General features: G+C 63.5%; 30 protein-coding genes and 1 tRNA gene. 8 read left to right on the top strand and 23 right to left on the bottom strand.

Annotation, left to right across the window (positions count from 1 at the left end; genetic code table 11):
• Nucleotides 1–23 precede the first annotated feature (23 nt).
• The 5 genes from BN60_RS11545 to BN60_RS11565 are packed head-to-tail and all read right to left on the bottom strand — an operon-like array spanning nucleotide 24 to nucleotide 4,732.
• A complete protein-coding gene (locus tag BN60_RS11545; protein ID WP_020696203.1) occupies nucleotides 24–743 on the bottom strand; it encodes an ABC transporter ATP-binding protein in 720 nt (239 codons plus the stop codon).
• Nucleotides 743–1,552 (bottom strand): ABC transporter ATP-binding protein, encoded by an 810-nt coding sequence (locus BN60_RS11550; RefSeq protein ID WP_020696204.1) that lies wholly within the window; start codon nucleotides 1,550–1,552, stop codon nucleotides 743–745. The genes BN60_RS11545 and BN60_RS11550 overlap by 1 nt, the downstream gene beginning before the upstream one ends.
• Nucleotides 1,549–2,562: a branched-chain amino acid ABC transporter permease gene (locus BN60_RS11555; protein ID WP_020696205.1), complete on the bottom strand. Its 1,014-nt coding sequence runs from the start codon at nucleotides 2,560–2,562 to the stop codon at nucleotides 1,549–1,551. Before BN60_RS11555 ends, BN60_RS11550 begins: the two co-directional genes overlap by 4 nt.
• Nucleotides 2,563–2,572: 10 nt before the next feature.
• Nucleotides 2,573–3,451, bottom strand: coding sequence for a branched-chain amino acid ABC transporter permease (locus BN60_RS11560; RefSeq protein WP_020696206.1), 879 nt, complete (start codon nucleotides 3,449–3,451; stop codon nucleotides 2,573–2,575).
• A gap of 6 nt (nucleotides 3,452–3,457) precedes the next feature.
• Nucleotides 3,458–4,732: an ABC transporter substrate-binding protein gene (locus BN60_RS11565; protein WP_020696207.1), complete on the bottom strand. Its 1,275-nt coding sequence runs from the start codon at nucleotides 4,730–4,732 to the stop codon at nucleotides 3,458–3,460.
• A gap of 178 nt (nucleotides 4,733–4,910) precedes the next feature.
• On the opposite strand from BN60_RS11565, the gene BN60_RS11570 reads away from it, so the two are divergent.
• The gene (locus BN60_RS11570) at nucleotides 4,911–5,711 is read left to right on the top strand and encodes a sterol desaturase family protein (RefSeq protein ID WP_020696208.1); all 801 of its coding nucleotides are present in this window, start codon (nucleotides 4,911–4,913) and stop codon (nucleotides 5,709–5,711) included.
• A 17-nt stretch (nucleotides 5,712–5,728) separates the two neighbouring features.
• Nucleotides 5,729–5,941: a hypothetical protein gene (locus BN60_RS11575; RefSeq protein WP_020696209.1), complete on the top strand. Its 213-nt coding sequence runs from the start codon at nucleotides 5,729–5,731 to the stop codon at nucleotides 5,939–5,941.
• 1 nt (nucleotide 5,942) lies between these two features.
• On the opposite strand, the gene BN60_RS11580 is transcribed toward BN60_RS11575, so the two are convergent.
• The 4 genes from BN60_RS11580 to BN60_RS11590 form a co-directional block, all read right to left on the bottom strand.
• The gene (locus BN60_RS11580) at nucleotides 5,943–6,257 is read right to left on the bottom strand and encodes a hypothetical protein (protein ID WP_020696210.1); all 315 of its coding nucleotides are present in this window, start codon (nucleotides 6,255–6,257) and stop codon (nucleotides 5,943–5,945) included.
• A 188-nt stretch (nucleotides 6,258–6,445) separates the two neighbouring features.
• A complete protein-coding gene (locus tag BN60_RS31630; protein WP_020696211.1) occupies nucleotides 6,446–6,571 on the bottom strand; it encodes a hypothetical protein in 126 nt (41 codons plus the stop codon).
• 226 nt (nucleotides 6,572–6,797) lie between these two features.
• A tRNA-Ser gene (locus BN60_RS11585) sits at nucleotides 6,798–6,890 on the bottom strand.
• Nucleotides 6,891–7,039: 149 nt separating this feature from the next.
• Nucleotides 7,040–7,615, bottom strand: coding sequence for a hypothetical protein (locus BN60_RS11590; RefSeq protein WP_020696212.1), 576 nt, complete (start codon nucleotides 7,613–7,615; stop codon nucleotides 7,040–7,042).
• Nucleotides 7,616–7,693: 78 nt separating this feature from the next.
• Here BN60_RS11590 and argE point away from each other — a divergent pair, with 78 nt between their 5' ends.
• Nucleotides 7,694–8,857, top strand: coding sequence for an acetylornithine deacetylase (gene argE / locus BN60_RS11595; RefSeq protein ID WP_020696213.1), 1,164 nt, complete (start codon nucleotides 7,694–7,696; stop codon nucleotides 8,855–8,857).
• 28 nt (nucleotides 8,858–8,885) lie between these two features.
• On the opposite strand, the gene BN60_RS11600 is transcribed toward argE, so the two are convergent.
• The 6 genes from BN60_RS11600 to BN60_RS11625 form a co-directional block, all read right to left on the bottom strand.
• Nucleotides 8,886–9,404, bottom strand: coding sequence for a Dps family protein (locus BN60_RS11600; RefSeq protein WP_020696214.1), 519 nt, complete (start codon nucleotides 9,402–9,404; stop codon nucleotides 8,886–8,888).
• 77 nt (nucleotides 9,405–9,481) lie between these two features.
• Nucleotides 9,482–9,889 (bottom strand): DUF3574 domain-containing protein, encoded by a 408-nt coding sequence (locus BN60_RS11605; protein ID WP_020696215.1) that lies wholly within the window; start codon nucleotides 9,887–9,889, stop codon nucleotides 9,482–9,484.
• Between the two features lie 14 nt (nucleotides 9,890–9,903).
• Nucleotides 9,904–10,530, bottom strand: coding sequence for a glutathione S-transferase family protein (locus tag BN60_RS11610; RefSeq protein ID WP_020696216.1), 627 nt, complete (start codon nucleotides 10,528–10,530; stop codon nucleotides 9,904–9,906).
• Between the two features lie 37 nt (nucleotides 10,531–10,567).
• Complete coding sequence (locus BN60_RS11615) at nucleotides 10,568–11,257, bottom strand: DUF2076 domain-containing protein (RefSeq protein ID WP_020696217.1); 690 nt, start codon at nucleotides 11,255–11,257, stop codon at nucleotides 10,568–10,570.
• Between the two features lie 121 nt (nucleotides 11,258–11,378).
• Nucleotides 11,379–11,750: a nuclear transport factor 2 family protein gene (locus BN60_RS11620; protein WP_020696218.1), complete on the bottom strand. Its 372-nt coding sequence runs from the start codon at nucleotides 11,748–11,750 to the stop codon at nucleotides 11,379–11,381.
• Nucleotides 11,751–11,762: 12 nt separating this feature from the next.
• The gene (locus BN60_RS11625) at nucleotides 11,763–12,230 is read right to left on the bottom strand and encodes a hypothetical protein (RefSeq protein WP_020696219.1); all 468 of its coding nucleotides are present in this window, start codon (nucleotides 12,228–12,230) and stop codon (nucleotides 11,763–11,765) included.
• 86 nt (nucleotides 12,231–12,316) lie between these two features.
• Here BN60_RS11625 and BN60_RS11630 point away from each other — a divergent pair, with 86 nt between their 5' ends.
• Complete coding sequence (locus BN60_RS11630) at nucleotides 12,317–13,279, top strand: helix-turn-helix transcriptional regulator (protein ID WP_020696220.1); 963 nt, start codon at nucleotides 12,317–12,319, stop codon at nucleotides 13,277–13,279.
• Here BN60_RS11630 and BN60_RS11635 read toward each other — a convergent pair.
• A complete protein-coding gene (locus tag BN60_RS11635) occupies nucleotides 13,276–13,989 on the bottom strand; it encodes a glutathione S-transferase N-terminal domain-containing protein (RefSeq protein ID WP_020696221.1) in 714 nt (237 codons plus the stop codon). The two genes, BN60_RS11630 and BN60_RS11635, sit on opposite strands and share 4 nt — an antisense overlap.
• Before the next feature lie 157 nt (nucleotides 13,990–14,146).
• Here BN60_RS11635 and BN60_RS11640 point away from each other — a divergent pair, with 157 nt between their 5' ends.
• From BN60_RS11640 to BN60_RS11650, 3 genes are all read left to right on the top strand, one after another.
• A complete protein-coding gene (locus BN60_RS11640) occupies nucleotides 14,147–14,668 on the top strand; it encodes a DUF1993 domain-containing protein (protein WP_020696222.1) in 522 nt (173 codons plus the stop codon).
• 27 nt (nucleotides 14,669–14,695) lie between these two features.
• On the top strand, nucleotides 14,696–15,685 hold the full coding sequence (locus BN60_RS11645; RefSeq protein WP_020696223.1) for an LLM class flavin-dependent oxidoreductase: 990 nt from the start codon (nucleotides 14,696–14,698) through the stop codon (nucleotides 15,683–15,685).
• A gap of 61 nt (nucleotides 15,686–15,746) precedes the next feature.
• Entirely contained in the window at nucleotides 15,747–17,006 is a 1,260-nt protein-coding gene (locus tag BN60_RS11650; protein ID WP_020696224.1) for an amino acid ABC transporter substrate-binding protein, read from the top strand.
• Between the two features lie 4 nt (nucleotides 17,007–17,010).
• Here the strand turns inward: BN60_RS11650 and BN60_RS11655 are convergent, their stop codons facing one another.
• The 6 genes from BN60_RS11655 to BN60_RS11680 form a co-directional block, all read right to left on the bottom strand.
• On the bottom strand, nucleotides 17,011–17,742 hold the full coding sequence (locus tag BN60_RS11655; protein ID WP_020696225.1) for an ABC transporter ATP-binding protein: 732 nt from the start codon (nucleotides 17,740–17,742) through the stop codon (nucleotides 17,011–17,013).
• On the bottom strand, nucleotides 17,732–18,466 hold the full coding sequence (locus BN60_RS11660) for an ABC transporter ATP-binding protein (protein WP_020696226.1): 735 nt from the start codon (nucleotides 18,464–18,466) through the stop codon (nucleotides 17,732–17,734). The genes BN60_RS11655 and BN60_RS11660 overlap by 11 nt, the downstream gene beginning before the upstream one ends.
• The gene (locus tag BN60_RS11665; protein ID WP_020696227.1) at nucleotides 18,463–19,422 is read right to left on the bottom strand and encodes a branched-chain amino acid ABC transporter permease; all 960 of its coding nucleotides are present in this window, start codon (nucleotides 19,420–19,422) and stop codon (nucleotides 18,463–18,465) included. Before BN60_RS11665 ends, BN60_RS11660 begins: the two co-directional genes overlap by 4 nt.
• A gap of 7 nt (nucleotides 19,423–19,429) precedes the next feature.
• Nucleotides 19,430–20,305 (bottom strand): branched-chain amino acid ABC transporter permease, encoded by an 876-nt coding sequence (locus BN60_RS11670; RefSeq protein WP_020696228.1) that lies wholly within the window; start codon nucleotides 20,303–20,305, stop codon nucleotides 19,430–19,432.
• A gap of 159 nt (nucleotides 20,306–20,464) precedes the next feature.
• Nucleotides 20,465–21,766, bottom strand: coding sequence for a serine hydrolase domain-containing protein (locus BN60_RS11675; protein ID WP_020696229.1), 1,302 nt, complete (start codon nucleotides 21,764–21,766; stop codon nucleotides 20,465–20,467).
• An 81-nt stretch (nucleotides 21,767–21,847) separates the two neighbouring features.
• Nucleotides 21,848–22,930 carry a cyclase family protein gene (locus BN60_RS11680; protein WP_020696230.1) on the bottom strand — a complete coding sequence of 361 codons (1,083 nt, stop codon included), beginning with the start codon at nucleotides 22,928–22,930 and terminating at the stop codon, nucleotides 21,848–21,850.
• A 128-nt stretch (nucleotides 22,931–23,058) separates the two neighbouring features.
• Between BN60_RS11680 and BN60_RS11685 the strand changes: the two genes are divergently transcribed.
• Complete coding sequence (locus tag BN60_RS11685; protein ID WP_020696231.1) at nucleotides 23,059–24,114, top strand: CobW family GTP-binding protein; 1,056 nt, start codon at nucleotides 23,059–23,061, stop codon at nucleotides 24,112–24,114.
• A 61-nt stretch (nucleotides 24,115–24,175) separates the two neighbouring features.
• Here BN60_RS11685 and BN60_RS11690 read toward each other — a convergent pair whose 3' ends face one another.
• Complete coding sequence (locus tag BN60_RS11690) at nucleotides 24,176–24,802, bottom strand: glutathione S-transferase family protein (protein WP_020696232.1); 627 nt, start codon at nucleotides 24,800–24,802, stop codon at nucleotides 24,176–24,178.
• Nucleotides 24,803–24,862 lie beyond the last annotated feature (60 nt).

Consider the following 24,862-nt stretch of genomic DNA (forward strand, 5'->3'; position numbering starts at 1 on the left):
GCAGCCCGCGGCGCGGCCCGTCCCTATGCTGCCGCCTCGGCGTCGCCTGCAATGACCCGCATGACCTCGCGATCGCGATACGCCTCAGCCAGCGTCCCCGAGAACATCAGTTCGCCACGCTCCAGGACATAGAGCCGGTCAACATAGTCCGGTACGTGATGAACGTTCGACTCGGCCATCAACACACCCTTCCCCATGGCGCGGATCGAGGCCACGCCCTCGGCGATCAGCGGAATGATCGCCGGCGACAGGCCCTCGAAGGGTTCGTCGAGCAGAAGCAGCTTGGGATCGAGCGTCAAGGCGCGCGCAATCGACACCATCTTGCGTTCGCCGCCCGAGAGCTGCGCGCCGCCACGGGCAAGATACTGCCGGAGCTTGGGGAACACCGCATAAGCTTCCGCTATCCGCTCGGCGGCCGGGCGGCCCGTCGGTCGCGTCCAGGTCGAAAGCTCGATGTTCTCGGCCACCGTCAGATCGGCATAGACTTCCGATTCCTCCGGCGCAAAACCGACACCGCGCTGGGCTATCTGCCATGTCGGCAAGCCGCTGATGTCGACGCCGTCGAACTCGATCTTGCCTGACGACGGCCGGCGATAGCCCATGATGCTACGGAAGGTCGTCGTCTTGCCGGCACCATTCCGGCCAATCAGGCACACCAGTTCGCCCGCAGCGACCGACAGACTGATGCCGTTCAGGATGCGGCTGCCCTGAATATCGACCGTCAGGCTGGAAATCTGGAGCATCAGTGGCTCCTCTTCACGCTGGGCGGCCGCGTGCCCACGACCGCCGATATCATCGCGGGATCGGAGAAGAATACATCCGGCGGCAGGTCCGCCAGCACCTTGCCCTCCTGCAACGCCACGATGCGATGCGAGTACCGTGCAACCAGGTCCATATCGTGCTCCACCTGGACGATGGCGCGCACGCCGGCTTCCTTCGCGGCCGCGACCATCACTTCCATGATCGAATGCTTGTCGGCCGTCGAGACGCCGCTGGTCGGCTCATCGAGAAGAATGACCGCCGGATTGAGCGCAAAGGCGCTGGCGATATCCAGGAGCTTCTTCTCGCCTTGAGACAGGGTCGACGCCTGCGTTTCCAATCGCGCCCGCAGCCCGAAGGCCTCCGCGACGCGCTCGACGTCGGCCTGCAGTTCCCGATCCTTCCACAGCGAGCGGAAGGGATTCGCGACCCGCTGCAGCCTGGAAGAAGCGGCAACGGCCAAGGTCTCGCGCACGCTGAGAGCCGGAAAGATATTCACCAGCTGGAAAGCGCGCGACATGCCGCGCCGCGCCAGCTCGACGGGTCCAACGCCTGCGATGTCGCGGCCCATGAAGCGCACTTCGCCGGTCGTGGGCTTCAGCAGGCCCGTGACGACGTTGACCAACGTGGTCTTGCCGGCCCCGTTCGGGCCTACGATGGAGACAAACTCGCGGTCGGCGACGTGGAAGGTGACGTCGTGCAGCGCGCGATACTCTCCATAGTGCATCGACACGCCGGTCGTCTCGAACAGCAGCGTCTTGCCGGCAGGCGATGCGGCGTCCGGGCGCGTCATTTGCCCACCGTCCGGCGGCCGATCAGGGCCTCGAAGGCGCCCATCAAGCCCTGCGGCAGGAAGATCACCAGCAGCACCAGCACGCCCCCCATGACGAAGCGCCAGTATTGCGTGGTCGACATGACGAAATCCTGCAGCAGCACGAAGGCGAGCGCCCCGACCGCGGGCCCCACGAAAGTGCCGCTGCCGCCCAGCACAGCCATGAAGACGAGATTGCCCGAGTGCGTCCAGTATGTGAGCTCCGGATCGGCGAGGCCGGTCGTCACGGCGAGGATTGCCCCCGCTACGCCGCCATAGACCGCGGAGATGACGAAGGCAGCCAACCGCATTCGAAAGATCTGCACGCCCACATAGGAGGCCTTACTGGCGTTTTCGCGAATAGCCTTCAGGTGCAGTCCGAAAGGCGACTGCGCGATGCGCCACATCACCAGGCCCAGCAGCGTGAGCAGGGTCAGCACATAGAAGTAGAACGGCCCGATCAGGAACGCCGTCTTGCCGCCGCCCCATTCCATGCCGAGCAGCTGGGGGCGCAGTACGCGCATGCCCTGGTCGCCGCCGGTGATGCTGTAAAACTTGAACAGGAAGGAATAGAACAGCATGCCGAAGGCGAGCGTCAGCATGCCGAAGAAGATTCGCGTGTAGCGGACGCAGAGCGCACCTATGACCAGCGCGACGACGGCAGAGATGACAGCAGCCGCAAGCAGGATCAGCTCGAAGCTCAGCACGTCGAACTTGGACGTCAGGGTCGAGGCGGTGTAGGCGCCGACACCGATGAACAGGGCGTGGCCGAACGACAGCAGGCCGGTCATTCCGAACAGCAGATTGAAGCCGAAAAGCGCAATCGCATAGGCAAAGAACGGCACCAGCAGCAGCAAGGCGTAAGGTGTTGCGACCAACGGCATCGCCGCCATGATCGCAACCAGCCCGAAGAAGATCCAAAGCCCGCGCGCGCTGGGGCGGACCTGGGCGGTCGAAACGGCCAGCGGAACAGCAAGAGACTGGTCGGTCATTTCGTGCCGCTCATGTCACGGGCTTGCCGAACAGGCCGGCCGGCCGGAAGATCAGCACGGCAACGACCACAATGTAGATCGACAGCAATTCCATCTCCGGCATGAAGGTGATGGCGGCGCCCCGCATCAGGCCGACGATCAGCGCGCCGACCAGAGCGCCCCGCATGCTGCCCAGCCCGCCGATCACGACCACGGCGAAGGACTCGACCACCAGTTCGACGGCCATCTCCAGCGAGGCGGCGCTGGACGGTACGACGAGCGCACCGCCGACTGTGCCCAGCATGCAGCCCACCGTGAAGACCAAGGCGAAGATACGCGAGGCGTTGACGCCCAGGCCCTCGGCCATATCGCGATTTTCCGCCGTCGCGCGCACGATGCGGCCGGTCTTCGTACGTTGAAGGAACAGCCCCAGCGCGATGGCGAGGCCGAGGCTGGCGGCGATGACCAGCAGATTGTAGGCCGGTACGCGCGTGCCCAGGATCTCGGCGGTGCCGTAGGCCATGTAGACGTCGTCCATGGTGCGCGGCGTCGCGCCCCAGATGAATCGGAAGACGTCCTGAAACATCAGCAGCAGACCGAAAGTCAGCAGGAGCTGGTAGCTCTCGTCGCGGCGGTAGACCGTGGACAGGATGCGCTCGATCGGCAGGCCGACCAGACCGATCACCAGGCCGGCGAGGATCAGGACCGGGAGGAACAACAGCGGCGGCAGGCCGAGGCTCACGGCGGCCGCGACGGCCGAGATACCGAAATAAGCCCCCAACGCATAGAACGAGCCGCAGGCGAGATTGACGATCTTCTGTACGCCGAACACGAGCTGAAGCCCGGCTGCCACCAGAAACAGGATGGCGGCGTGGAATGTCCCGCCGAGGACGATATCGACCAGCGCCATAGACGATCAGACCGGCATCTTGGCCGTCTTGATCCACTCCCAGAAGTCCGAACCCGGCGGCTTCTGCAATTGGCTGGCCTGAAGGACATCGACCGAGGCCAGGGTCGGGAAATCGTACTGGTTCTTGTTGGTCGAGGGGCCCTGATAGAAGACCTGTTCGGCGATGCGGTCCTTGCGGAAGCGTCCCTTGCCACCCAGGCTTTCGACCTCTACGCCGAGCATCGCCTCGCTGACTTTGTCCTGCGTCGGCCACTTGCCGCCGGCCTTGTGTGCCGCTTCGACGCCGGCCTTGTAGGCCGCCAGCGCAAAGTAGGCACGATCGGCCTCCCAGTGCGGCGCTTCCTTGTAGCGGTCCATGTAGTCCATCACGAACGCCTTCTGCAGCGCCGAGCCCTGCTCGTAGGCGAAGTAGAGCGTGTTGTGACCGAAGATCACCCCTTCCGGCATGAACTCCTTCTTGAGCTGGTTGATCTGCCAGCCGGCTGCCGGCAGCACGACCTTGGTGCCGTCGAACAGGCCGGCCGCCGCCCCCTGCTTCATGAACACCGGCAGATCGGCAAACAGCATCGAGGAGAAAATCAGATCCGGCTTGGCCGCCTTGAGGGCCGCAATGTTCGAAGTGAGATCGAGCGTGCCGACCTTCGGCCATTGCTCGGCCACGACCTCGACCTCGACGCCGTAGCGCTTGAGGATCTGGCGGAAGGCCTCCCAGTTGTTGCGGCCGTAGGAATAGTCCGGATTGATGCCGGCGATGCGCTTGAACTGGCCCTTGAAGTATTTGACCGCCAGCAGCGAGGCCATCACCGCCTCGCATTCGTTGTCGGTCGAGCGGAAGACGTAGCGCGACTTGGGCATCACCTCCTTGACGCCGTCCTGCGTGGTGCCGTCCCACATGACGAGGAGCGCCTGCTCCTCTTCTGCCACTGGCGCGACGCCGAGGCTGACCCCGGTCGAGATCAGGCCGTGGACCGCGTCGACCTTCTCCTGAAGGACCAGGCGGCGGAAGCGCTCGATCGTGTCCTTGGGGTTGGTCTCTTCCTCAATCACCAGCTGGAACTTGCGACCGGCGATCCCGCCCTCCTTGTTCATGCGGTCCGCCGCCCATTGAACGGCGCGGATGCCGCATTCCCCCGCCGTACCGGCAGCGCCCGACCGTGGCGCGAGAATGCCGATCTTCAGCGGCTTGTCCTGGGCAATCGCCGGTGCAGAAAGCTGCGGCATTGCGGTCGCGGCGATGCCGGCGCCGGCCAGCTTCGAGAAGGCACGACGGGTGTGCTTCATGGCATTCCTCCCAAATCGACGAGCGCCTCTGTCGTGCGCATCTGCCATATCATAAGTATATAAGAAACATCCCAGCAAGCGCATTCTGCCTGCAGATGCGTCGTTGCCCGCCTAATAGATTGGTGATATGTCAGAAAAAACGCAGGTCCCTCGCACCGCGGAAAGACGGAGACGGCCTATGGAGATCACGACCAGCCCGATGACCGACCGGCAGCGGCGGTATCGCGCCACCTACAGGGAGCGCATTGCCGGCTGGTATAATGGCTGGTTGCATGTCTTCGTCATCTACGTCATCGGATTGACGGCGCTGTTCATCTACGGCGCCAACATCCAAAGCCCGCGCTGGTGGGAATGGCTGATCGTGCCGATTACCTTCCTGGCGGCCAACTTCTTCGAATGGTGGATCCACCGCTACGTCATGCATCGGCCGTCGCAGATCAAGGCGTTCCGCGCGATCTACAACCGCCACACCTTGATGCATCATCAGTTCTTCACCGAACAGGAGATGCGCTTTGCCAATCATAACGATTGGCGCGTCACCTTTTTTCCGCCCTATGCGCTGGTGACCTTCACCCTGATGTCGATCGTGCCCGCGCTGCTTCTGGGTTGGCTGATCTCCGCCAATGTCGGCTGGCTTCTGATCAGCACCACGACATCCATGTATCTCATTTACGAGTTCATGCACTTCTGCTGTCACGTCGACGAGAACTGGTTCGTACGCACCATGCCGTTCGTCAACACCATCCGGCGCCATCATACCGCCCATCACGACCAGTCGATCATGATGGAGCGGAACATGAATCTAACGTTCCCGGTGATGGACTGGCTGTTCGGAACCTCCGATCTCGATCGTGGCCTGCTCGGCCACCTCTTCAACGGCTACAGCACCCGGTACATTCGCAAGGATATGCGCCGGACGTCGCGTACGCCGCGTCCGTCGGCTCCGGCACAGGCCGGCTCTGTCGCACCGGCCGAATAGGCGAGCGGAGGACAGCTATGCCCGTACGGATCAAGCTGGCGCTTTCGGTGGTCGTGGTGCTCGTGGCGATCGCGGCCTTCTTCTTCCAGCGCACCCTGGGCCACGATCGAATTCAGTATCTCGTGCTCTTCCTCGGCGGTTTCATGGTGTTCGCCATGTGGCTGTTCCCCGAAGTAAAGCGCGAGGAGACCGCTGGCGGCATCCGGCGCGGACAGGTGGCCCCGAAGTAAGCTACCCCGCCACGCCGCCGCATTTGTCGGCGCGCTGGCGCGCGGTGCGATCGTTGAGCCAGCTGCCGAAAAGGCCGGTGGCCCGCCGCCATGTCACCTGGCTCGACGCCGCGTCGAGCTGCTTGACCTGAAATTCCGCATCGGCCCCGCTCCCGCTCGACAGCAGGATGCTCGAGCGCTGCACGGTAGGATAAATCTGCGGGGCGACGCGGAGTTCTCCGGCATACTGCGCCGCGATGCAGTTCGATAGCGTCTCGTAGGAACCCGGATAGGTCGCCGTCCACTGGATCGGGCTGTCCCGGAAGTCGTTGGGCATGCTTAACGTCGCCGTATCGCTGGCGATACATCCCGTTGTCAGAGTAGCCATCGCCAACACAAGAGCACGCCGCATACGATCTCCCCCCGAGACGGGCATAGAGCGTGATCCGGCCCGACAAGTCCATCGCCGCACCGGCCGACAGTGGCGCCATGACGTCGCGCGTTCTTCGGAAAGCCCGCCCATGGCTAGAGACCGTGCAGCTTCCGGTAGGTTTCCCGCTGGCGCCGGTTGTCGATGAGCTGAAGCACCCAAAGGGTGAGTGCCGTCCCGCAGATGCCGCCCAGAAGGCCGAACAGGATTTGCTGGATCATCGCCAGTACCTGTCAGGCAGAGACCAAAGGACCCCGGCCAGAAGAAGAGTACACGCCGGTCCCCCAATAAGCCCAATGACGAAGCTTAAAAGCACCCCATCTTGCATTTCCCCACAAACCACCCTTTTCATTGCAGTCTGCTTGAAATCTAGCGAGATCAAATGCCGACCTCCAGCCCCTGCTCAGGGGTGAAGCCGCGCTTAAGTCTTTGCAGTAGTGGGGATAATGGCGGAGAGGAAGGGATTCGAACCCTCGATAGGGCTTTAGACCCTATAACGGTTTAGCAAACCGCCGCCTTCGACCGCTCGGCCACCTCTCCGCAGCCCGTTCAGACCCCGGCGATCGATATATCCACGACGGATGCGCGGCGGTTCTAGCGGCGGCCGTTGGGAGTGTCAAACGAGTAGGCGATTTCGCTAGGTTTCTCAGGATCTTGGCATTGTTTACTTAATGCTCTCGCCCAGGCCGTCAGACCAGGAAGGCCCGCTCCTGCAGCTCGTCGGCAGCTTCCCGGACAGCCTGCTGTGTGTCGGTCAGGAAGATGGCCAGAGAGAACATCAATTCGAAAGGCGGCTCCCGGCCGACCTCCAGAAAGGCCAGAAACACCCTGATCTGGCCCTCGAGATTGCCCTTCCGGTAGTCAGCGACGCGCGACACCAGGAACTGCTGGAGATTGGCGAGGTCGAGCCGATCGTGCGACGTCAGCCGCAACTCCCGTTGCGCCTCGTTGGCCTGCACCGCCGCCAGAGGGGGATGCAGCTCGAACAGATTGTGCGTCAGCCTCAGCCGCAGGATGCGATCGGCAAAGGTCAGCGAAAAGGCGTCCTGCAGACGATCGCGGTCGGTCGCCGCAAAGCGGCACCCTTCGATGCCTGACACGGCGGCGGCATGAACGAACGCCACCGCCTCCAGTTCGAAGCCATCGCCGCGATGCAGGCCGAACGGTGCCAGCCTGTTGCGCAGACGCGCCATCAATGGCGCCACCACCCGATAAATCTCGAGCGCGGCCACCGGCAAGGGCATCGCTTTCTTGAACCACCACATGGCGTCTTCCTACAGCCGGAAATCCTACCATAGCCTCGCTCTTTGCGTCCTTGCGTATGTCGTGCGACGGTGCGGGCCATGACCACTTCCTCCTCGATCGACATGCTGCAGCGCCTGGTGGCCTTCGACACCACCTCGCGGAACTCCAACCTCGACCTGATCAAGTTCATCCAGGGCTATCTGACCGAGCACGACGTGCCGAGCACGCTGGTCCCCAACGAGGACGGCACCAAGGCCAACCTCTTCGCCACCATCGGCCCCATGGCCGAGGGCGGCATCGTGCTCTCGGGCCACACCGACGTCGTGCCAGTCGACGGCCAGCCCTGGACAACCGATCCCTGGACCTTGACGGAAAAGCCGGACGGCAACCTCTATGGCCGCGGCACTTGCGACATGAAGGGTTTCATCGCCGCCTGCCTTGCGCATGTTCCTGCGCTCAAGAAGGCGAAGCTCAAGGTGCCGATGCACTTTGCCTTCAGCTACGATGAGGAGATCGGCTGTCTAGGTGCCCATTCGCTGGCGGAGAAGCTGGTGGGCAACGTGCCCCGGCCGCAGGCCGTGATCGTGGGCGAGCCGACCATGATGGGCGTCGTCAACGCGCAGAATGCCGGCGGCGGGATCATCGCCACCTTCACCGGCGTCGAGGCCCACTCCTCGATGACCCATCTCGGGGTCAGCGCCATCCATTTCGCCGGCGACTTCATCCACTGGCTGAACGAGCTGCAGGTCGAGCTGGCGGGTCGCAAGCGGACCGACCTCGACACGGTGCCCGGCCACACGACCATCAACGTCGGTATCGTGACCGGCGGGACGGCCGGCAACATCCTGGCCCGCGAATGCACGCTCAACTGGGGCTATCGAACCCTGCCCGGCGACGATCCCTGGGAAGTGCAGCGTCGGGCGGAGAAGTACATCGCCGAGCTGCTGTTGCCCAAGATGAAGGCCAAGCATCCCGACGCCGACATCACCCTGAAGCGCCGCTCCTTCGTACCCGGTCTGCTGCCACAGGAAAACGAGGAAGCGGCCAAGCTGGCGCTGCAATGGACCGGCGGCAACCGCACCTATGCCGTGCCCTACGGCACTGAGGCCGGCATCTTCCGCAGCCACGGCATTCCGACGGTGATCTGCGGTCCGGGCGACATCTCGCAGGCGCACCAGCCCAACGAGTTCGTGGCCCGCTCGCAGATGGATGCCTGCGACACCTTCATCGGCAAGATGATCGGCTGGGCGGAAAGGCAGTAGCGCCTTTCCACCCGCCCCGATGACTTGATCAGCCCTCGGTACGGCGCGTCGTCTCGTAGAGGAACCACACGCGCTGCTCGGCTTCGTCGATCCAGTTCTCGATGAGGCTCGCGGTGGCGACGTCGTTGTGCTCGTCGCAAAGCTCATGCAGGGTACGCATGCTGGCGCAGAGCTGCTTGTTGTCGTCACGCAGCTCCGCCAGCATGTCGAGCGGCGTCACATAGTCGGCATCGTTGTCGAGCACGCGCTGCAGGCGGGAGATATGGCCGATGGACCGGATGGTCGTACCGCCAAGCTTGCGCACTCGTTCGGCAATCGGATCGCTCATGGCGTCGATCTGCGCCGCCTGCTCGTCGAGCAGCAGATGATAGTCGCGGAAATGCGGTCCCGAGACGTGCCAGTGGAAGTTCTTGGTCTTCCAGTAGAGGGCCGCGACATCGGCCAGCAGCAGGTTCAATCCGCCGGCCAGGTCGCGGGTGGCGTTCTCACCGAGATCGGTCGGGGTGGCGAGCGCGACGGTCTTGCGTGACTTCGGATCCTTGCTCATGGGCTGGCACTCCTGCGGGTACAGATGGCAACGGCGCAAGCCTAACGTGCTTTCGCGGCGCGGTGAACCGGCTCCGGTCAAACGCCGGCGCAGACCGGCCTTTCCACGCGCAGGACACTCTCCTGGCCGAATCGTTTGACGTATGTTTCGATGATCGATGTCACCTTGGCATGGTGGGCGGGCGCATCGAAGACGACAATGACGACGAGCTTGCTGCTCTCCCGCACGATGCGACCGGATGCATCGCGGTACTGGCCGCCGGCATCGACGATACTGTGCCCGGCCGGAAACCGAGGTGTCACACTCTCGGCGACGAAGGAGACCCATTCCGCATCGCTCACCTGCCCGCCGGCCGGCTTGTCCCGGCCGAAATAGAGACTGACTTCGAGCGCCGGCTTGAGAGGAGCGGTGCAAACCGGCAGAGCACCGGGCTGGGCGCAGGCCGAAAGCAGAAGCAGAGCCCCTGCCGCAATGGCCCGCGACACCCGAGACCACATGCTCAGTTGAGGTACGGTACCGCCATGCCCTTGGTGACGGCAGGACGCGCGTTCACGATGTCGTACCAGCGCTTCACGTTGGGAAACTCGGCAAGGTTAACCGTGTGCCACTCGTGGCGCGCCGCCCAGGGAAAGATCGACATGTCGGCAATCGTATACTCCTCACCGGCGACGAACGGCTTGCCGGCAAGCTGGCGGTCGAGCACGCCATAGAGGCGCTTAGCCTCGTCGACGTAGCGCTTGATGCCATACTCGATCTTAGACGGCGCCGCGCGCAGGAAGTGATGCGCCTGGCCCAGCATGGGGCCGAAGCCACCCATCTGCCACATCAGCCACTGCAGGGCGTCGTAGCGCGCGACCCCCGTGGCCGGCAGGAACTTCTGGGTCTTGTCGGCGAGGTAGATCAGGATCGCACCGGACTCGAAAAGCGAGTACGGCTTGCCGCCCGGGCCATCGGGATCGACGATCGCCGGAATGCGATTGTTGGGGCTGATCCGCAGAAACTCCGGCTTGTGCTGTTCGCCTTTCGAGATATCGACCTTGTGCACGCTGTAGGGCAGCCCGCATTCCTCGAGCATGATGGAAATCTTACGGCCGTTCGGTGTGCCCCACGTGTGAAGCTCGATCATCTCTTCATCTCCCCCGTTGTTTACGAAAAATTGCGTATCAGCCCCAGCTGTCGTCGCCACCGCCGTCGTCGTACGACGCCGTGTCATAGTCGTCCTGCAGTCCCGCGTCCTGGTCGTAAGCCTGCTGCTCCTGCTGTGCAGACTGCGCCGAGTCCGGAGGCATCAGCTCGGACGGGGTCTGTGGCGTTGCTGCCTGCTGGCTGCTCGCGCCCTGACTGAAGGGATTGGAGCTGCCCCCCATCAGGTTGCGGATGCCCTCGAAGAGCAATGCGCCGCCGGCAACGCCGGCCGCCGTCGCCATTGCCGTGCGCAGGAACCCGCCGCCGCCAGCGGCCTGCGGACCTACCGCAGCCTGCAAGGGCGAACGCGTCGATGGAACCGATGGGCGCGGTGCCGGTGCCTGTGCGGCTGGCGCCTGAGCGGCCGGCGACTGAGCAGCTGGGGCCGATCCCCAGGGCCCGATCTTCGGAGCGCTGCCCAAAAAACCACCACCGCCTCCGGCCGGCGCGGCCGCAGCCTTTGCCTCGAGCTCGGCGATACGCTCCTGGGCGGCCTTGAGGGCCTGTTCCTGAACAAGCACCGTCTGAACCAGCAGATAAGCGGAGGCTGGTTGGCGCGCCGCGAGATCGCGGATCATTGCATCCGCCTCGGCGTCGCGCGGTTGGGATTCGAACGGCTGCAGCCGGCCGAACAGCCCCGTGATGAGTTCACGTTCTTGATTCTGCATGACAGTGCCTCCTGCCCCTTTGGTTCAAGGAGCACCGCCAACGTGGTTGCCCGTCCGCCAAGCGTCAAGAGCGGCGGGATTGATTACATCTTTGTAAAGTCCCGATAAAGGACTTGCCCTGTTAGTCGATCACCTTGCGATACGAACGCTTGGTCGCGACCTTGCCATCCCGCATGGTCATCACATCGCAGGCGTGGAAGTTCACCTGTCCGCCGTCGGCCAGAGTCCCAGTAACCAGAAGCTCGAGCACGATGAGATCGGGGCCGAAACTGCAACGTACCAGTTCGTAGCGGATGTCCGGCATGGCCTTGAAGGCATTGGCGATCGCCGACCGGACCGCGGCCGCACCGTCGTAGCGGGTGCCGTAGGGTTCCGCGCCTCTGGGAGTCTCCCAAAGGCAATCCTCGCTCATCAGAGCCATCGTGCCCTCGAGGTCATGATCGTTCCAAGGCTTCATGAAGCGTCGCACAAAGGCCTCGTCATAGTTTGGCATGCGCGTTCGACCTCAGATTCGTGAGAAGTCCATGATCCAGTTCGTTTCCCAATCGCTCCCGTCACCGGCCAGGAAGGCCTGCTCCCAGCGCGCCGACGTCGGCGTGATGCGTGACCAGAGGAAGCGGACTTTGATGGCACGGCCGTCATGCATATCGTCGCCCTCGAACGTGCCGATTCCCTCGACGAACCTGCCGTGCACCGGCGGAAAGATCTGCCCTGGATAACGACTGTCGAGCCAATAGATCGACCAGCACTCTTTTTCGGGATTGTAGGTCCGCAGGCTGACGCCAGCGTACCGGCCAGACGGATGGTCGATGTCGCCATCGTCCATGTTGGCGAAACCGCCGAGGATCTTGTGCATCGAGCAGGTGCCGGGGAATTCGATCCAGTCCGTACAGCCCCCGAGGCGACGACGCAGATAGCGATGATGAACAGTCCAGTTGCCGACGAGGAAGTCGAAGGCGGCTTGCTGCGACATGACGGTCTCCCTTGATCTCTGGGAGTGTCGTCATACGATCCTATACCTGACAGAATACGTCATGATTTTCTGCTAGCCTGCAACATATGCGCGGAAGCCGGCTGCTTTCCATTCTCATGATCTTGCAGACCCGAGGTCGCACCACCGCGGAGGCACTGGCTGCTCAATTCGAGGTTTCGGTGCGGACGATCTATCGCGACATCGATCAGTTGAGTGCCGCCGACGTGCCTGTCTACGCCGACCGAGGGCCAGGTGGCGGCTTTCAGCTTCTCGATGGCTATCGCACCAGACTGACCGGCCTGTCGCCGGCCGAGGCCGAGACCCTGTTCCTGGCCGGGCTCCCCGGCCCCGCCGCTGAACTGGGCCTTGCCGACGCGATGGCGACCGCCGAGCTAAAGCTCATCGCCGCCCTGCCTGAACGGACGCGGGCGGGCGCCCGGCGCATTGCGGCTCGCTTCCATCTCGATCCGGTCGACTGGTTCCACGGCGCCGATGCAGCGCGCCTCCTACCTGCCCTCGCCAAGGCGGTATGGAACGAGACCTCGGTCGACATCCGCTATCGGCGCGGACAAGGGTCGGTAGCGCGGCAACTCAAGCCGCTCGGCCTCGTCCTGAAGGCCGGCACCTGGTATTGCGTCGCCGCCGTCGGCGAGCAGACACGCACCTACCGCGTCGCCCACATCCTGGAACTGGCCCCGACCGGTGACGGTTTCGAGCGACCGAAGGACTTCGACCTCGTTCGCTACTGGACAGCGTCGACACGTGCCTACGAAGTCGGCATCTATCGCAGCCACGCGACCCTGCGCGTGTCGACAATCGGCCTGGAGCGGCTGGAGCCATTGGGTGCCGCCGTGCAGCAGGCTGCGCGCGAGTCGGCTGAGCCGATGGACGCCGACGGATGGATCAAGGTCACGATCCCGATCGAATCTATCGATCAGGCAGCCCTCGACCTGCTGCGGCTGGGAAGCGAAGGAGAGGTGCTGAAGCCTGTCGCCTTGCGCCGGCGTATCGCCCGTGTGGCGAGTGAGATACGCCGCCGCAACAGCTAGCGGACGACCGAGGCGGTTTGACCGAAAAGCACCTTGCGCTGTTCATCGGTGTCGATGTCCGGCGCTTGACGAAGCTCCGCACCCGCGGCCTGGCCCTTCAAGACGCCAGGCCGCTTGCCGATCTCCCTGAACCACCTCTGGAGGTCGGGAAACGCCTCGAGCTTCTGGCCGAAATTCTTGTAGCCGACGATCCAGGGCCAGATCGCCATGTCGGCGATCGAGTAGTCGCCCGCAACGAACGGACGGCCGGCAAGGTGTTTGTTCAAGACGCCGAACAGCCGGTTTACCTCGTTGCCGTACCGCTTCTGACCGTAGGCGAGCTGTTCGGCCGGCACGAATTGCGGGGCGTAGAGGTTGAAATGACCGGCCTGCCCCGCCATCGGCCCCAGTCCACCCATCTGCCAGTTGAGCCACTGCAACACTTCGTATCTGCCGCGCAGGTCCTTGGGGAGAAACTTGCCGGTCTTCTCGGCGAGGTATTGCAGGATGGCACCCGACTCGAACAGCGAGACAGCTTCACCGCCGCCCGGCGGCTCGTGATCGACGATCGCCGGCATCCGGTTGTTGGGGCTGATCTTGAGAAAGTCCGGCTTGAACTGATCGCCCGTACGGATGTTCACCGGCACCAGCCTGTAGGGCAGACCGCACTCCTCCAGCATGATGGAGATCTTCCAGCCGTTGGGCGTCGGCCAGTAGTACAGATCGATCATGGCGTCTCTCCCGAGCAGCAGATGGAGGCGCCAAACCTAGACCATTCGACAGGGCCCCCGAAGCAAGGAAGCCTCATTCGCCCCGTGAGGAAAGAGTTGCGCCGCTCGGGGGACCGTCGAGAATGCGCGCACCAAAGATGGTCGGAGGATTCGAGCTATGGCGATCTCGCTCTATGAACTGAGTGTCACGAATTTCCTGCAGACATTGGGCGGCGTGGAAGGTTTTCTCGGCCGCGGTCTCGCCCATCTTCAGGACAAGAAGATCGATCCCGACGAGGTCGTCGAAGCGCGATTGGCGCCGGACATGCTGCCGTTCAAGTTTCAGATCCATTCCGTCATACATCATTCCCTGGGCGCCATCCGCGGGGTGCAGGCCGGTGTCTTCAAGCCGCCGACACCCGTCCCCGCGCTCGACTATGCCGGCCTCCAGAAGTCGGTAGCCGAGGCCCGCGAGGCATTGCAGCAGCTCAAGCCCGACGAGGTGAACAGCCTCATGGGCAAGGATGTCGTCTTCGAGATCGGCGACCGCAAGCTGCCGTTTGCGGCGGAGAGCTTCCTGCAATCCTTCTCGCTGCCCAACTTCTACTTCCACGCCACCACTGCTTACGACATCCTGCGCCACAAGGGCGTGCCCCTCGGCAAGCGCGACTTTCTCGGGCGGATGCGTATGAAGACCTGACGCCTCCTTTCGGTGAAGGGCGAGCCAATGCAGTTCGGACTGTTCGGCGGAGCGCGGACCAGGCCTTCGGTCGGCCTTGAAGACAGCCAGGGCTACGAGACCTTCATCGAGTATGTGATCGAAGCCGACCGGCTGGGCTTCCATCAGCTCTTCATGGTCGAACATCATTTCACCGGCCATGGCCAAGTCTCGGCCTCGATCGCCGTGCTGGCCTATCTCGCAGCCAGGACGAAGAACATCCGTCTCGGCACGGCCGTCGTCGTGTTGCCCTGGCACAATCCCGTGCTGATCGCCGAGCAGGTCGCAACGCTCGACCTGCTGAGCGGCGGGCGCGTCGATTTCGGTGTCGGCAAGGGCTATCGCCAGGCCGAGTTCGACGGCTTCTGCATTCCGATGACCGAGGCTACGGAGCGCTTCGACGAGGCCATAGAGGTGATCCGCAGAGCGTGGACGACGGAAGGCCGCTTCAGTCATCACGGCAAGCGCTGGCACTTCGACAATATCCTCGTCGAGCCCGCGCCAGTGCAGCGCCCTCACCCGCCGCTGTGGCTGGCGGCCGGCAGCCCGGACAGCGTGCGTCGCGCCGCCCGCGAGGGCTACCATCTGTTGCTCGACCAGCTTGCCCAGACCGACCAGATCGCCCGGCGCATCGCTCTCTTCCGCCAGGAATGCGAGCGTGTCGGCCGCGTCTATCATCCCGGCCTGGTGGCCACGGCGCGTGCCCTGCAGATGATCCACCACGAAAGCGAGCGCACCGCCGCCTACGAGACGCGCAAGCGTGTGATCCGCGTTATCGGCGACCTTGCACGCGACAAGCTTCCAGAGCGGATCGAGGACGATACGGCGGCATTGCTCGGCCTGCCCGAAGAGATCGTCTCGCGTCTGCGGGAGCTGGAGGCAGTCGGCGCGACCAATATCCTGCTGGTCGATCCCAACGCCTCCTTGGCGAACCTCCGCGCCTTTACCCGCGAAGTCATGCCTGCCCTACAGTCTGACCGAAGTATCGCCGTCCGATGACACAGGCTCGGTTTCCGAGCTAGGATTGCGTGTCAAAACAAGAAAATCGGGAGGAAGGTTCATGCTCATCAAGCGTCGCACCTTCGGCAAGCTGGCAGCCGCTGCAGGTGCCGGTACGAGCGCGTTCGGCTCGGCTCATGCCCAGGCCAAACCGTTCACCATCGGTTTCGGCATGGCGCTGACCGGAGGCCTCGCACCCAATGGCAAGGCGGCACTGCTGGCCCTGCAGATCTGGGAGCAGGACGTCAATGCACGCGGTGGCCTTCTCGGCCGGCCGGTGAAGCTCGTCTACTACGACGATCAGTCCAATCCTTCCAACGTGCCCGGCCTCTACACCAAGCTCATGGATGTCGACAAAGTCGATATCGTAACCAGCGGCTATGCCACGAACATGGTTGCACCGGCGATGCCGGTGGTCATGCAGCACGATCGTACGTTCTTCGCGTTGCTGGGCCTGGCGGTGAACACCGAGTTCAAATACCCGCGCTACTTCTCGATCACGCCGACCGGCGGCCCCAAGCCCAAGGAATCGTTTGCCGAAGGCTTCTTCGCCGTTGCGACGGAACAGACACCCAAGCCGCAGACACTGGCCATCACCGGCGCCGACGCCGAATTCCCTCGCAACGCACTGGACGGCGTCCGCAACCAAGCCAAGCAGTACGGCCTGAAGATCGTCTACGACAAGACCTACCCGCCGGCGACGGCCGACTACACGCCGATCATGCGGGCGGTCGCGGCGACCAATCCGGACATCTTCTTCGCCGCCTCCTACCCGCCCGACTCCGTCGGCATCATCCGCGCCACGCACGAGATCGGCTTCAAGCCCAAGATGTATGGCGGCGGCATGGTCGGCCTGCAGGCGACCGCCATCAAGACGCAGCTCGGTCCGCTCCTGAACGGCATCGTCGTCTACGACTTCTGGCTGCCCTGGGCAGGCTTCGCGACCGACGAGGGTCGCGAGTTCCTGAAGAAGTACCAGGCCAAGTCCGCCGAAGCCGGCGTCGACCTGCTGGGTTATTACCTGCCGCCGTTTGGCTATGCGCTGGGCCAGGTCGTCGAGCAGGCCGTCAAGGGTGCCGGCAGCGCCGACGACGCGAAGCTGGCCGAGTTCGCCCGCAAGAACGTCTTCAAGACCGTGGTCGGCGACATCAAGTTCAATGCGGAAGGCGAGTGGGAACAGGCGCAGGTCGTCGCTGCCCAGTTCCAGGGCGTGAGCGGCAATGGCGTCGAGCAGTTCCGCGACCCGAAGACAGAGGTGATCCTGTGGCCGCCCAAGTACAAGACCGGCAACATCATTTATCCGTACGACCCGAAGAAGTGACGGCCTAGGCGCCCAGATAGAACTCGCGAATCAGCTCGTTGTTGCTGAGCGCGTCGGCGGAATCGCCGGTGAAGGCGATGCGGCCGTGGACGATGACATAGCCACGGTCGGCGATGCGGATGGCCTGGGTGAAGTTCTGCTCGGCCATCAGGACCGTCAGGTCGTACCCCTCCTTCAGCTCCTTGATCTTGTCGATGGTGCGCTTGACCAGCAGCGGCGCCAGTCCGACCGAGGGTTCGTCGATCAACAGGATGCGCGGCGCCGACATCAGAGCCCGTGCCAAGGCCAGCATCTGCTGCTCGCCGCCGCTCATGCTGCCGGCGAGCTGGCGGGCACGCTCCTTGAGGCGCGGGAAGGTCTCGAAGCAGAAGTCGAGGTTGCGCTGGATGGCCGAGCGCGCCTTGGGACGGAAAGCACCCAGCAACAGGTTCTCGGTCACGGTGAGCTTGGGGAACAGCCGCCGCCCCTCCGGCACGAAGGCGATGCCGAGGTCGACGATCTCCTCGGTCGAACGGCCAATCAGTTCGTGCTCGACATCGTCGATGGTGGCGCGGATGCTCCCCGCCATTGGCTGCACGATGCCCATGATGGATTTCATCAGGGTCGACTTGCCGTTGCCGTTGGTGCCGAGCAGCGCCACGGTTTCGCCGGGGCTGACCAGCAGCGAGACGTCTTCGAGCACGCGCACGGCGCCATAGCCGGCGTCGATGTTGGCAACGACGAGACTACTCGCCAAGGTAGGCCCTCACGACTTCGGGGTTGCGCACGACCTCCTGCGGCGGCCCGTCGGCGATCTTGCGGCCCGCCACCAGCACCGCGAGGCGCTGGGAGAATTCCATCACCGCCCGCATGATGTGCTCGATCATGATCACGGTGACGCCCTGCTCGTTCAGCCGGATCAGCAGCGCGATGATTTCGTCCACCTCGGCGTGGCTGAGGCCGGCCATCGCCTCGTCCGCGATCAGCAGCTTGGGATCGGTCGCCATGGCGCGGGCGAGTTCGAGCTTGCGCATCTCGATCTGAGTGAGATCGCGCGGCCGCAAATCCGCCTTGTCGGCCAGACCGACCTCGCCCAGCAGTTCCCGGCATCGTCTTTCGATCGAGCCGCCACCGAGACCGGCGCCCGGCCTGGCGTTCACCGTGTAGAGGATGGGAATACGCACGTTCTCGGCCAGCGACAGGCTGCCGAAAGGTCGCGGCAACTGGAAGCTGCGCGCCAGACCGCGCCGCGTGCGCTGGTGCGCCGACAGGCCGTCGAGCGCTTCCTCGCCGAACCGCACGCGGCCGATCTCGTTGCGCAAGGTGCCGCAGATGCAGTTGACGAGGGTCGACTTGCCCGACCCGTTGGGTCCGATCAGGCCCAGCCGCTCCCCCTGCCGGACGTCGAGGTTGATCGAGTCCAGCGCCACGAAGCCGCCGAAGCGTTTGCCCAGCCCCTCGACCCGCAGCAGCGCCGTCATCGCTTCTTCCTCTGGAACAGCCCAACGATGCCCTGCGGCGCCAGGATCACGAAGGCGACCATCAGCATGCCCGCCACCAGCACGTTGACGGCCGACGAGATCGTCACGCGCAGATATTCCTGCAATCCGCCGACCAGGATGGCGCCCACCACCGGCCCCAGCCAGCTCGACGTGCCGCCGATCAGCGGCATCGCGATGGCATTCACGGCGTAGTTCAGGTTGAAGCCCGAGGCGGGATCGAGATAGGTCACGTAGAACGGCAACGGCGCACCGGCCATGCCCATGAAACCGCCCGACAGGCCCGTCGCAATCAGCTTCAGCCGCAGGGTCGGCACGCCGGACGCCTCGGCCGCGCCTTCGTCGTCGCGGATGGCGGCAAAGCCATAGCCCAGCGCCGAGCGCTCGATGGCCCGCGCCGTTGAGAGCACGACGACACAGAGCCCCAGCATGATCAGGAACAGGTACTGCACGTATTCGCCGCCGATCAGCGGCGCGATGCGCGGGCGCAGCACGTAGGCGCCCCGCGCGCCGCCGACGAAATCCCAGTTGGTGATCAGGGTCTGGACCACCACGGCCAGCGCCAAAGTGGCGATGGAGAAGAATACGCCGCGCAGGCGCAGGGTGAGATAGCCGGTGCCGATGCCGACCAGGCCCGCCATCGCGCCACCGATCAGGATCATCACCGGCAGCGGCATGGCCGGCACGAGCTTGTTCAACACCACCGTCGAATAGGCACCGATGGCAAAGAATGCCGTGACGCCGAAATTCACGTAGCCGGTATAGCCGCCCAGGATGTTCCAGGCCGTCCCCAGCACGATGTACTGCAGCACCACGTAGCCCATGAAGAAGGCATAGGAACTGCCGAACCAGCGGCCGGCCGCAAAGATCGCGGCGGCTATGACAATCAGCAAGAGGGTAAAAGGCAGCCCGCGCAGCCCTGTGGCAACCCCGCTCATGGCGGTCCTATCGGCCAAGGATACCACTGGGCCGCACCGCCAGAGTGATGAGCAGGATACTGAACGCGACCGCAGGCGCCCAGGAAGGCCCGAAGAAGGTCGCGGTCAGGCTTTCGGCGATACCGAGCGTCATCGCCGCAATCACCATGCCCGGAAAGCTGCCCAGCCCGCCCAGCACGCAGATGGCGAAGACGCGGCCGATATATTCGCGGCCGATCGAGGGTTCCACCGGCTGGATGATGATCAGGAAAGCACCCGCCAACGAGGCCGTCGCGATCGAAAGACCGAAGGCAACACGCTTGATCTTGATTGGATTGGCAGCCATCAGGCGCAGCGCGAGCTGGTCCTGCGCCACCGCCTGGATGGCGCGGCCGATGAAGGTCCGCGACAGGAAGAGCTGCAGCACCGTCACCAGGGCCATCGATACCAGGAAGGGAACGAGAAGCCGCAACGGCAGATCGAACAGGCCGAGATTGATCGTGGCCCCGATGTAACTCGCCTGCACCGTCCGGTAGTCGACGCCGAAGACCAGCACCAGGGCGACTTCGGTGATGAACAGCAGGCCAAAGAAGAAGGACAGTCCGCGAATCGACTGATCGTCGCGCCGCTCGAACGCGACGTAGTAGACCTGATAGGCCAGCATGCCGAGGAAATAGAAGGCTGGCATGGCAATCAGCGCCGCCAGGATCGGATCGATCCCCAGCACCGTGTTTCCGAGGAAGGCGACGTAGGAGCCGAGCAGGATGAAGGCCGGATGGGCGATGTTGACGACATCCAGCAAGCCGAACGAGATCGCCACACCGATCGAAACTGCAGCGTAGAACCCGCCGATCAGCAGCCCAGAGATCAGCGCGTTGAACAGCAGATCGACCGAGGCGTCCATCGAGCCCGATCAATCCGCCATCGTCACGGCCAGGACTGCTGCCTGTTCCGACATCGGCATTCCCTCCCCAGGGACCCACGGCGTGGCGATTTTTCGCCTACCCCGCCTCAGTGTGCCGATACTCCATGCGATTGCCTAGCGTCTTTTCGGCTCCGTCCATCAGTTCACCATCGCCTGATAGACGAGATCGCGCATCAGGTAGCGATAGCGCAGTCGGGCCTGCGGCGACTGCATCATGAACACGACGTACATCCGCTCTCGCGGGTCGTGCCAGAAATAGGTGCCGTAGGCGCCGCCCCAATAGTAGTCGTTGGGCGAACCCGGCAGAGGGTTGACGCCCTGCACGTTGCGCACGGCGAATCCCAGCCCAAAACCCTGTCCCATGGAAGCGCTGGGCTCCAGCGCCTCGAAGCGGAACATGTCCGCGCCCATCTTGATGCTGGGCGGCAGCGCGTCAGCCGTCATCAGATCGATGGTCTTGCGCGACACCAACCGCACGCCATCGAGCTGGCCACCATTGGCGAACATCTGGAGGAAGCGCGCATAGTCGGCCGCCGTCGAGACCATGCCACCGCCGCCCGAGCGCCAGGTGAACTTCTCGGTGACATCGGGGATCAACGGCATCTCGTTCTTCGGCCCTTCCTTCATCGGTTTAGCGCCCCGCGCCTTCTTGTCGGCCGAAGCCTCGAAGCCGGTATCCCCCATCTTGAGCGGCTTGGTGATGCGCTCCTCGATGAACTTGTCGAGCGGCATTCCCGAGGCGACCTCGACGACACGACCCAGCACGTCGGTCGACATGGAATATTCCCAGGTCGTGCCCGGCTGATAGAGCAGCGCCAGCTTGGCGAGCTTGTCGGCCATCTCGGCATTGGTCTGCTTGCGGTCGTTCACCTTCATGTCGAGATAGGACTGCTTGATCGGATTGGCGCCGGCCGCGCCGTAGGTCAGACCCGAGGTATGGCGCATCAGATCGTGCACTGTCATCGGCCGGAACTGCGGTTCCAGCACCTGCTCGACCGTCCCGTCGGCGTTCTTCTTCTGGACGGCGACCTTTGTCTCGGCGAAGGCCGGAATGTACATCGACACCTTGTCGGCCAGGGTGAGCTTGCCCTCTTCCATCAGCATCATCGCCGCGAGCGTCACGATCGGCTTGGTCATCGAAGCGATGCGGAAGATCGTGTCGTTGGTCATCGCCACCTTGGCGTCCTTGTCGCGGAAGCCATAGGACTCGAACAGCACGATCTTGCCATTGCGCGCGATCAGCACGACGGCGCCCGGCAGCTCGTTGTTCTTTACGCCCTCGTTCAGCCGGTCACTGAGCCGCTTCAGCCGGGTCGACAGAAAGCCCACCTCTTCCGGCGACTGAACCTTGGGAATCCCCTGTGCGTCGGCTGGCAATGCCGCGCCAAAGACCAAAGGAATGGCAACGGCCGCAGCAGCAGCCACGCGAAACAACGTCATACGCTCTCCTCCCGGACATTCTTCCATCAAAGCAAAACGCCCCCGCTTGCGCGAGGGCGTTTCTCCTGACCGTTTCGATGATCACGTCACCGCAATCGGACCGCCGTTCGACCCCGTCGCGCCCTTGATGGGGGCAGGCGAAAAGATATAGGCGAACTGGTACTTGCGATCGGCGATCAGCGCCGTGAAGTCCAGGTTTTCGTGGTTGAAGATGCCGTTCTTGCAGATCAGCTCGGCATGCACCGCGAAGGCCAGGTCCTTGTTCGGGTTAGGCACGACCTCGGTTGCCCATTGGTCCGCGCCGGTCAGGCTTACGCCCTTGTCGACGCACCATTTGGCCACTTCGAGGCCGATGCCGGGTTCGCCGCTGTTGAATTTGTCGTTGTTCTTGAGCCAGAGCTTGCCCCAGCCGGTATTGAAGAAGACAGCATCGCCTTCCTTGATATCGGCTTCCTGCATGTTCTGTTTCTGCAGCGCGGCGCGCAGGTCGGCGACGGTGATCTCCTGACCGGCCTCCATCATGTTGCCCTTCACGGCTTCGACATCGAACAGATGGCCGCGGGTAAAGAACGGCTTCACGTGTTCGATGCCGAGCTTGGTGAGGCCATAGGCCGTCGCCATCTCCTGCTCGGTGATGCCGTTGTAGTAACGCATCTCGTTTTTGTCGCCGTCCTTGCCCATCTGGATGCCGATGTGCCCAAGACCGTCGAACTGCGTGCCGGTCTGGCCGATTTCGGTGGCGAGATATTCATCGTGATAGACGAGCTTGTTGGCGCCGAACGGACCGCCTGTGGGCGACCCGGGAATGCGCATCGTAAAGGCGCGCTCGCCGAACTTGGGCATGCCCGACTCGTACATGCGGCCGATACGGTAGACTTTGCCGTCCTTGATCAGCTTCACCGTGTCGAGGACCTTGGCCGGCGTCATATGGTTGGAGGCGCCGGCCTGGTCGTCCTTGCCCCATTTGGGATGCGGCCACCACGGTTTGTCCGAAAGCGCCGGCGCCTGCGCCACCTGCTGGGCATGTGCGGCACCCGCGACCAGCGCGCCGGCTGCGACCGCGCCACCAACCAGCCCGGCGGTGAGGAACGCCCGGCGGTCGTCGTCGACCTCCTGCGCCGACGATTTGAGTCCTTCCTTGTCCTTCAGATATCTAGAATCCATGGACGCCCCTCCTTTTATTGATTGATGCCCGAAGCGTCGTGCCGTCTCATTGGAGCGTCAAGAAGAACCGGCATTTGTTATCTTGTTACATATGCATTCCCGAATGTGTCACCCGGCGAGGCGGCCCCATGAGTCTGTTTGATCGCGACAAGTCGGCCGAGCGACTACCAGTGGCCTTGATTACCGGCTTCCTCGGTAGCGGCAAGACCACTCTGCTCAACCGCGTCCTGGGCGACAGCCGCATGGCCCGCAGTCTGGTTCTGGTGAACGAGTTCGGCGAGGTCGGTCTCGATCATCTGTTCATGGAGCAGGTCGGCGGCGACATGGTCCTTCTGCAATCGGGATGCGTGTGCTGCACCATTCAGGGCGATCTCGACCGCACCTTGCGCGACATCGCCAGACGCCGCGCCGCCGCTGAAACCCCTCCCTTCGATCGCGTGCTGCTGGAGACGACCGGCCTCGCCGATCCCGCGCCCATTCTGCAACTGCTACTCAATCACCCGATGATCAGTCACGACTACCGCCTCGACGGTGTGGTCACCACGGTCGATGCCGTGAACGGGACGCGACAGCTCGATGAACATACGGAAGCGGTGAAGCAAGCCGCCGTCGCCGACCGCCTTCTGATCAGCAAGACCGACATCGCCGACATCGCCTCCAGCTCCCGGTTGCGGGCCCGCCTGGAGGAGCTCAATCCGGGCGCCGCGCTCTATGAGATCGTCCAGGGCGACATCGACCCTGCGCTGCTGTTCGACTCAGGTCCGTTCGATCCAGCCGGCAAGGGCGACAAGGTTCAGGCCTGGCTCAATGCCGAGGCTCACGATCATGCGCATCGCCACGGCGACCACGAGCCCCATCACCATGATCGCTCGCGACACAACGAGCATATCGGCTCGTTCTGCCTCACATTCGAGGAACCGCTCGACTGGGATTTCTTCAATCGCTGGCTGATGGCGGTGCGCGCCTCCTGGGGCGACCGGCTGCTCAGGGTCAAGGGCGTCCTAAACGTCGCCGGTGAGAGCCAGCCGCTGGTGATCCATGGGGTGCATCGGACCTTCCATCCGCCCACCCTGCTCGCGCGCTGGCCCGACACCGACCGCCGATCGCGCCTGGTATTCATCACCCGCGACCTCGATCGCGCCAGCGTCGAGGAAAGCTGGAAGCAGATGATGGAAGAGGTCTGACACTCCGTCTTCTGGCGACCGCCGCTAAGAAAGCACCGGCGGCCGCCTGATTGTCGACGCCTCAGGCCGCGTCCTGCTTGGGCAGTGCGTCCTCGTACGTCTTGAAGCCCGGCAGCTTCTCGACCCTCGCCATCCACGCCTTGATGTTGCTGTAGGGACCGAGGTCGATACCGCCTTCGCCGGCATAGGCGACGTCGCCATAGACCGCTACGTCGGCGATGGTCGCCTCGTTGCCGACCAGGAACGACGAGCTGGCGAGCGCGCCGTCCAGCACCTTCAGCGCGTCGTTCGCGAGCCCCGTGTAGAGTTGGTAGACACTGTCGTCGGCCTTCATGAAACCGCGCTTGATGGCCCGAGCACGATAGACGTTGGGCGCCAGCCGGTCATATTCCCAAAACAGCCACTCGCGAACCCGCGCCTTCTCCTCGGCGGTCTTGCCGCCCATCTTGCCGAACTTGTCGGCGAGATAGAGCAGGATCGAGCCGGACTGGCAGAGCTTGAGGTCGCCGTCGACCAGCGCCGGCACCTGGCCAAAGCGATTGATGGCAAGATAATCCGGCTGCTTGTGCGCCCCGGCGCGCAGGTCGACATGCTTGTAGGCAAAGGGCTGGCCCATCAGCGACAGCGCCAGCCCTGCCTTGTAGGTCGGACCGCTCAACCAGATGCCGTAAAGAGTAATCTTGGACATTGCTTCTCCCTTGAAGGAGCCGAAGCATCGCACTTGAGCGCGGACTGGTTAAGCCTGTAT

Source organism: Reyranella massiliensis 521, assembly GCF_000312425.1.
Classification (GTDB): domain Bacteria; phylum Pseudomonadota; class Alphaproteobacteria; order Reyranellales; family Reyranellaceae; genus Reyranella; species Reyranella massiliensis.

Bases quoted from the DNA above. Each gene is read 5' to 3' on its own strand.
- BN60_RS11620 (WP_020696218.1), bottom strand. From the start codon at position 11,750: ATGCCAAACTATGACGAGGCCTTTGTGCGACGCTTCATGAAGCCTTGG.
- argE (WP_020696213.1), top strand. From the start codon at position 7,694: ATGACCACTTCCTCCTCGATCGACATGCTGCAGCGCCTGGTGGCCTTC.
- BN60_RS11685 (WP_020696231.1), top strand. From the start codon at position 23,059: ATGAGTCTGTTTGATCGCGACAAGTCGGCCGAGCGACTACCAGTGGCC.
- BN60_RS11680 (WP_020696230.1), bottom strand. From the start codon at position 22,930: ATGGATTCTAGATATCTGAAGGACAAGGAAGGACTCAAATCGTCGGCG.
- BN60_RS11565 (WP_020696207.1), bottom strand. From the start codon at position 4,732: ATGAAGCACACCCGTCGTGCCTTCTCGAAGCTGGCCGGCGCCGGCATC.
- BN60_RS11600 (WP_020696214.1), bottom strand. From the start codon at position 9,404: ATGAGCAAGGATCCGAAGTCACGCAAGACCGTCGCGCTCGCCACCCCG.
- BN60_RS11580 (WP_020696210.1), bottom strand. From the start codon at position 6,257: ATGCCCAACGACTTCCGGGACAGCCCGATCCAGTGGACGGCGACCTAT.
- BN60_RS11635 (WP_020696221.1), bottom strand. From the start codon at position 13,989: ATGATCGATCTGTACTACTGGCCGACGCCCAACGGCTGGAAGATCTCC.
- BN60_RS11545 (WP_020696203.1), bottom strand. From the start codon at position 743: ATGCTCCAGATTTCCAGCCTGACGGTCGATATTCAGGGCAGCCGCATC.
- BN60_RS11650 (WP_020696224.1), top strand. From the start codon at position 15,747: ATGCTCATCAAGCGTCGCACCTTCGGCAAGCTGGCAGCCGCTGCAGGT.
- BN60_RS11625 (WP_020696219.1), bottom strand. From the start codon at position 12,230: ATGTCGCAGCAAGCCGCCTTCGACTTCCTCGTCGGCAACTGGACTGTT.
- BN60_RS11575 (WP_020696209.1), top strand. From the start codon at position 5,729: ATGCCCGTACGGATCAAGCTGGCGCTTTCGGTGGTCGTGGTGCTCGTG.
- BN60_RS11675 (WP_020696229.1), bottom strand. From the start codon at position 21,766: ATGACGTTGTTTCGCGTGGCTGCTGCTGCGGCCGTTGCCATTCCTTTG.
- BN60_RS11610 (WP_020696216.1), bottom strand. From the start codon at position 10,530: ATGATCGAGCTTCACACGTGGGGCACACCGAACGGCCGTAAGATTTCC.
- BN60_RS11645 (WP_020696223.1), top strand. From the start codon at position 14,696: ATGCAGTTCGGACTGTTCGGCGGAGCGCGGACCAGGCCTTCGGTCGGC.
- BN60_RS11570 (WP_020696208.1), top strand. From the start codon at position 4,911: ATGGAGATCACGACCAGCCCGATGACCGACCGGCAGCGGCGGTATCGC.
- BN60_RS11640 (WP_020696222.1), top strand. From the start codon at position 14,147: ATGGCGATCTCGCTCTATGAACTGAGTGTCACGAATTTCCTGCAGACA.
- BN60_RS11555 (WP_020696205.1), bottom strand. From the start codon at position 2,562: ATGACCGACCAGTCTCTTGCTGTTCCGCTGGCCGTTTCGACCGCCCAG.
- BN60_RS11630 (WP_020696220.1), top strand. From the start codon at position 12,317: ATGCGCGGAAGCCGGCTGCTTTCCATTCTCATGATCTTGCAGACCCGA.
- BN60_RS31630 (WP_020696211.1), bottom strand. From the start codon at position 6,571: ATGATCCAGCAAATCCTGTTCGGCCTTCTGGGCGGCATCTGCGGGACG.
- BN60_RS11590 (WP_020696212.1), bottom strand. From the start codon at position 7,615: ATGTGGTGGTTCAAGAAAGCGATGCCCTTGCCGGTGGCCGCGCTCGAG.
- BN60_RS11560 (WP_020696206.1), bottom strand. From the start codon at position 3,451: ATGGCGCTGGTCGATATCGTCCTCGGCGGGACATTCCACGCCGCCATC.
- BN60_RS11660 (WP_020696226.1), bottom strand. From the start codon at position 18,466: ATGACGGCGCTGCTGCGGGTCGAGGGGCTGGGCAAACGCTTCGGCGGC.
- BN60_RS11550 (WP_020696204.1), bottom strand. From the start codon at position 1,552: ATGACGCGCCCGGACGCCGCATCGCCTGCCGGCAAGACGCTGCTGTTC.
- BN60_RS11670 (WP_020696228.1), bottom strand. From the start codon at position 20,305: ATGGACGCCTCGGTCGATCTGCTGTTCAACGCGCTGATCTCTGGGCTG.
- BN60_RS11690 (WP_020696232.1), bottom strand. From the start codon at position 24,802: ATGTCCAAGATTACTCTTTACGGCATCTGGTTGAGCGGTCCGACCTAC.
- BN60_RS11615 (WP_020696217.1), bottom strand. From the start codon at position 11,257: ATGCAGAATCAAGAACGTGAACTCATCACGGGGCTGTTCGGCCGGCTG.
- BN60_RS11665 (WP_020696227.1), bottom strand. From the start codon at position 19,422: ATGAGCGGGGTTGCCACAGGGCTGCGCGGGCTGCCTTTTACCCTCTTG.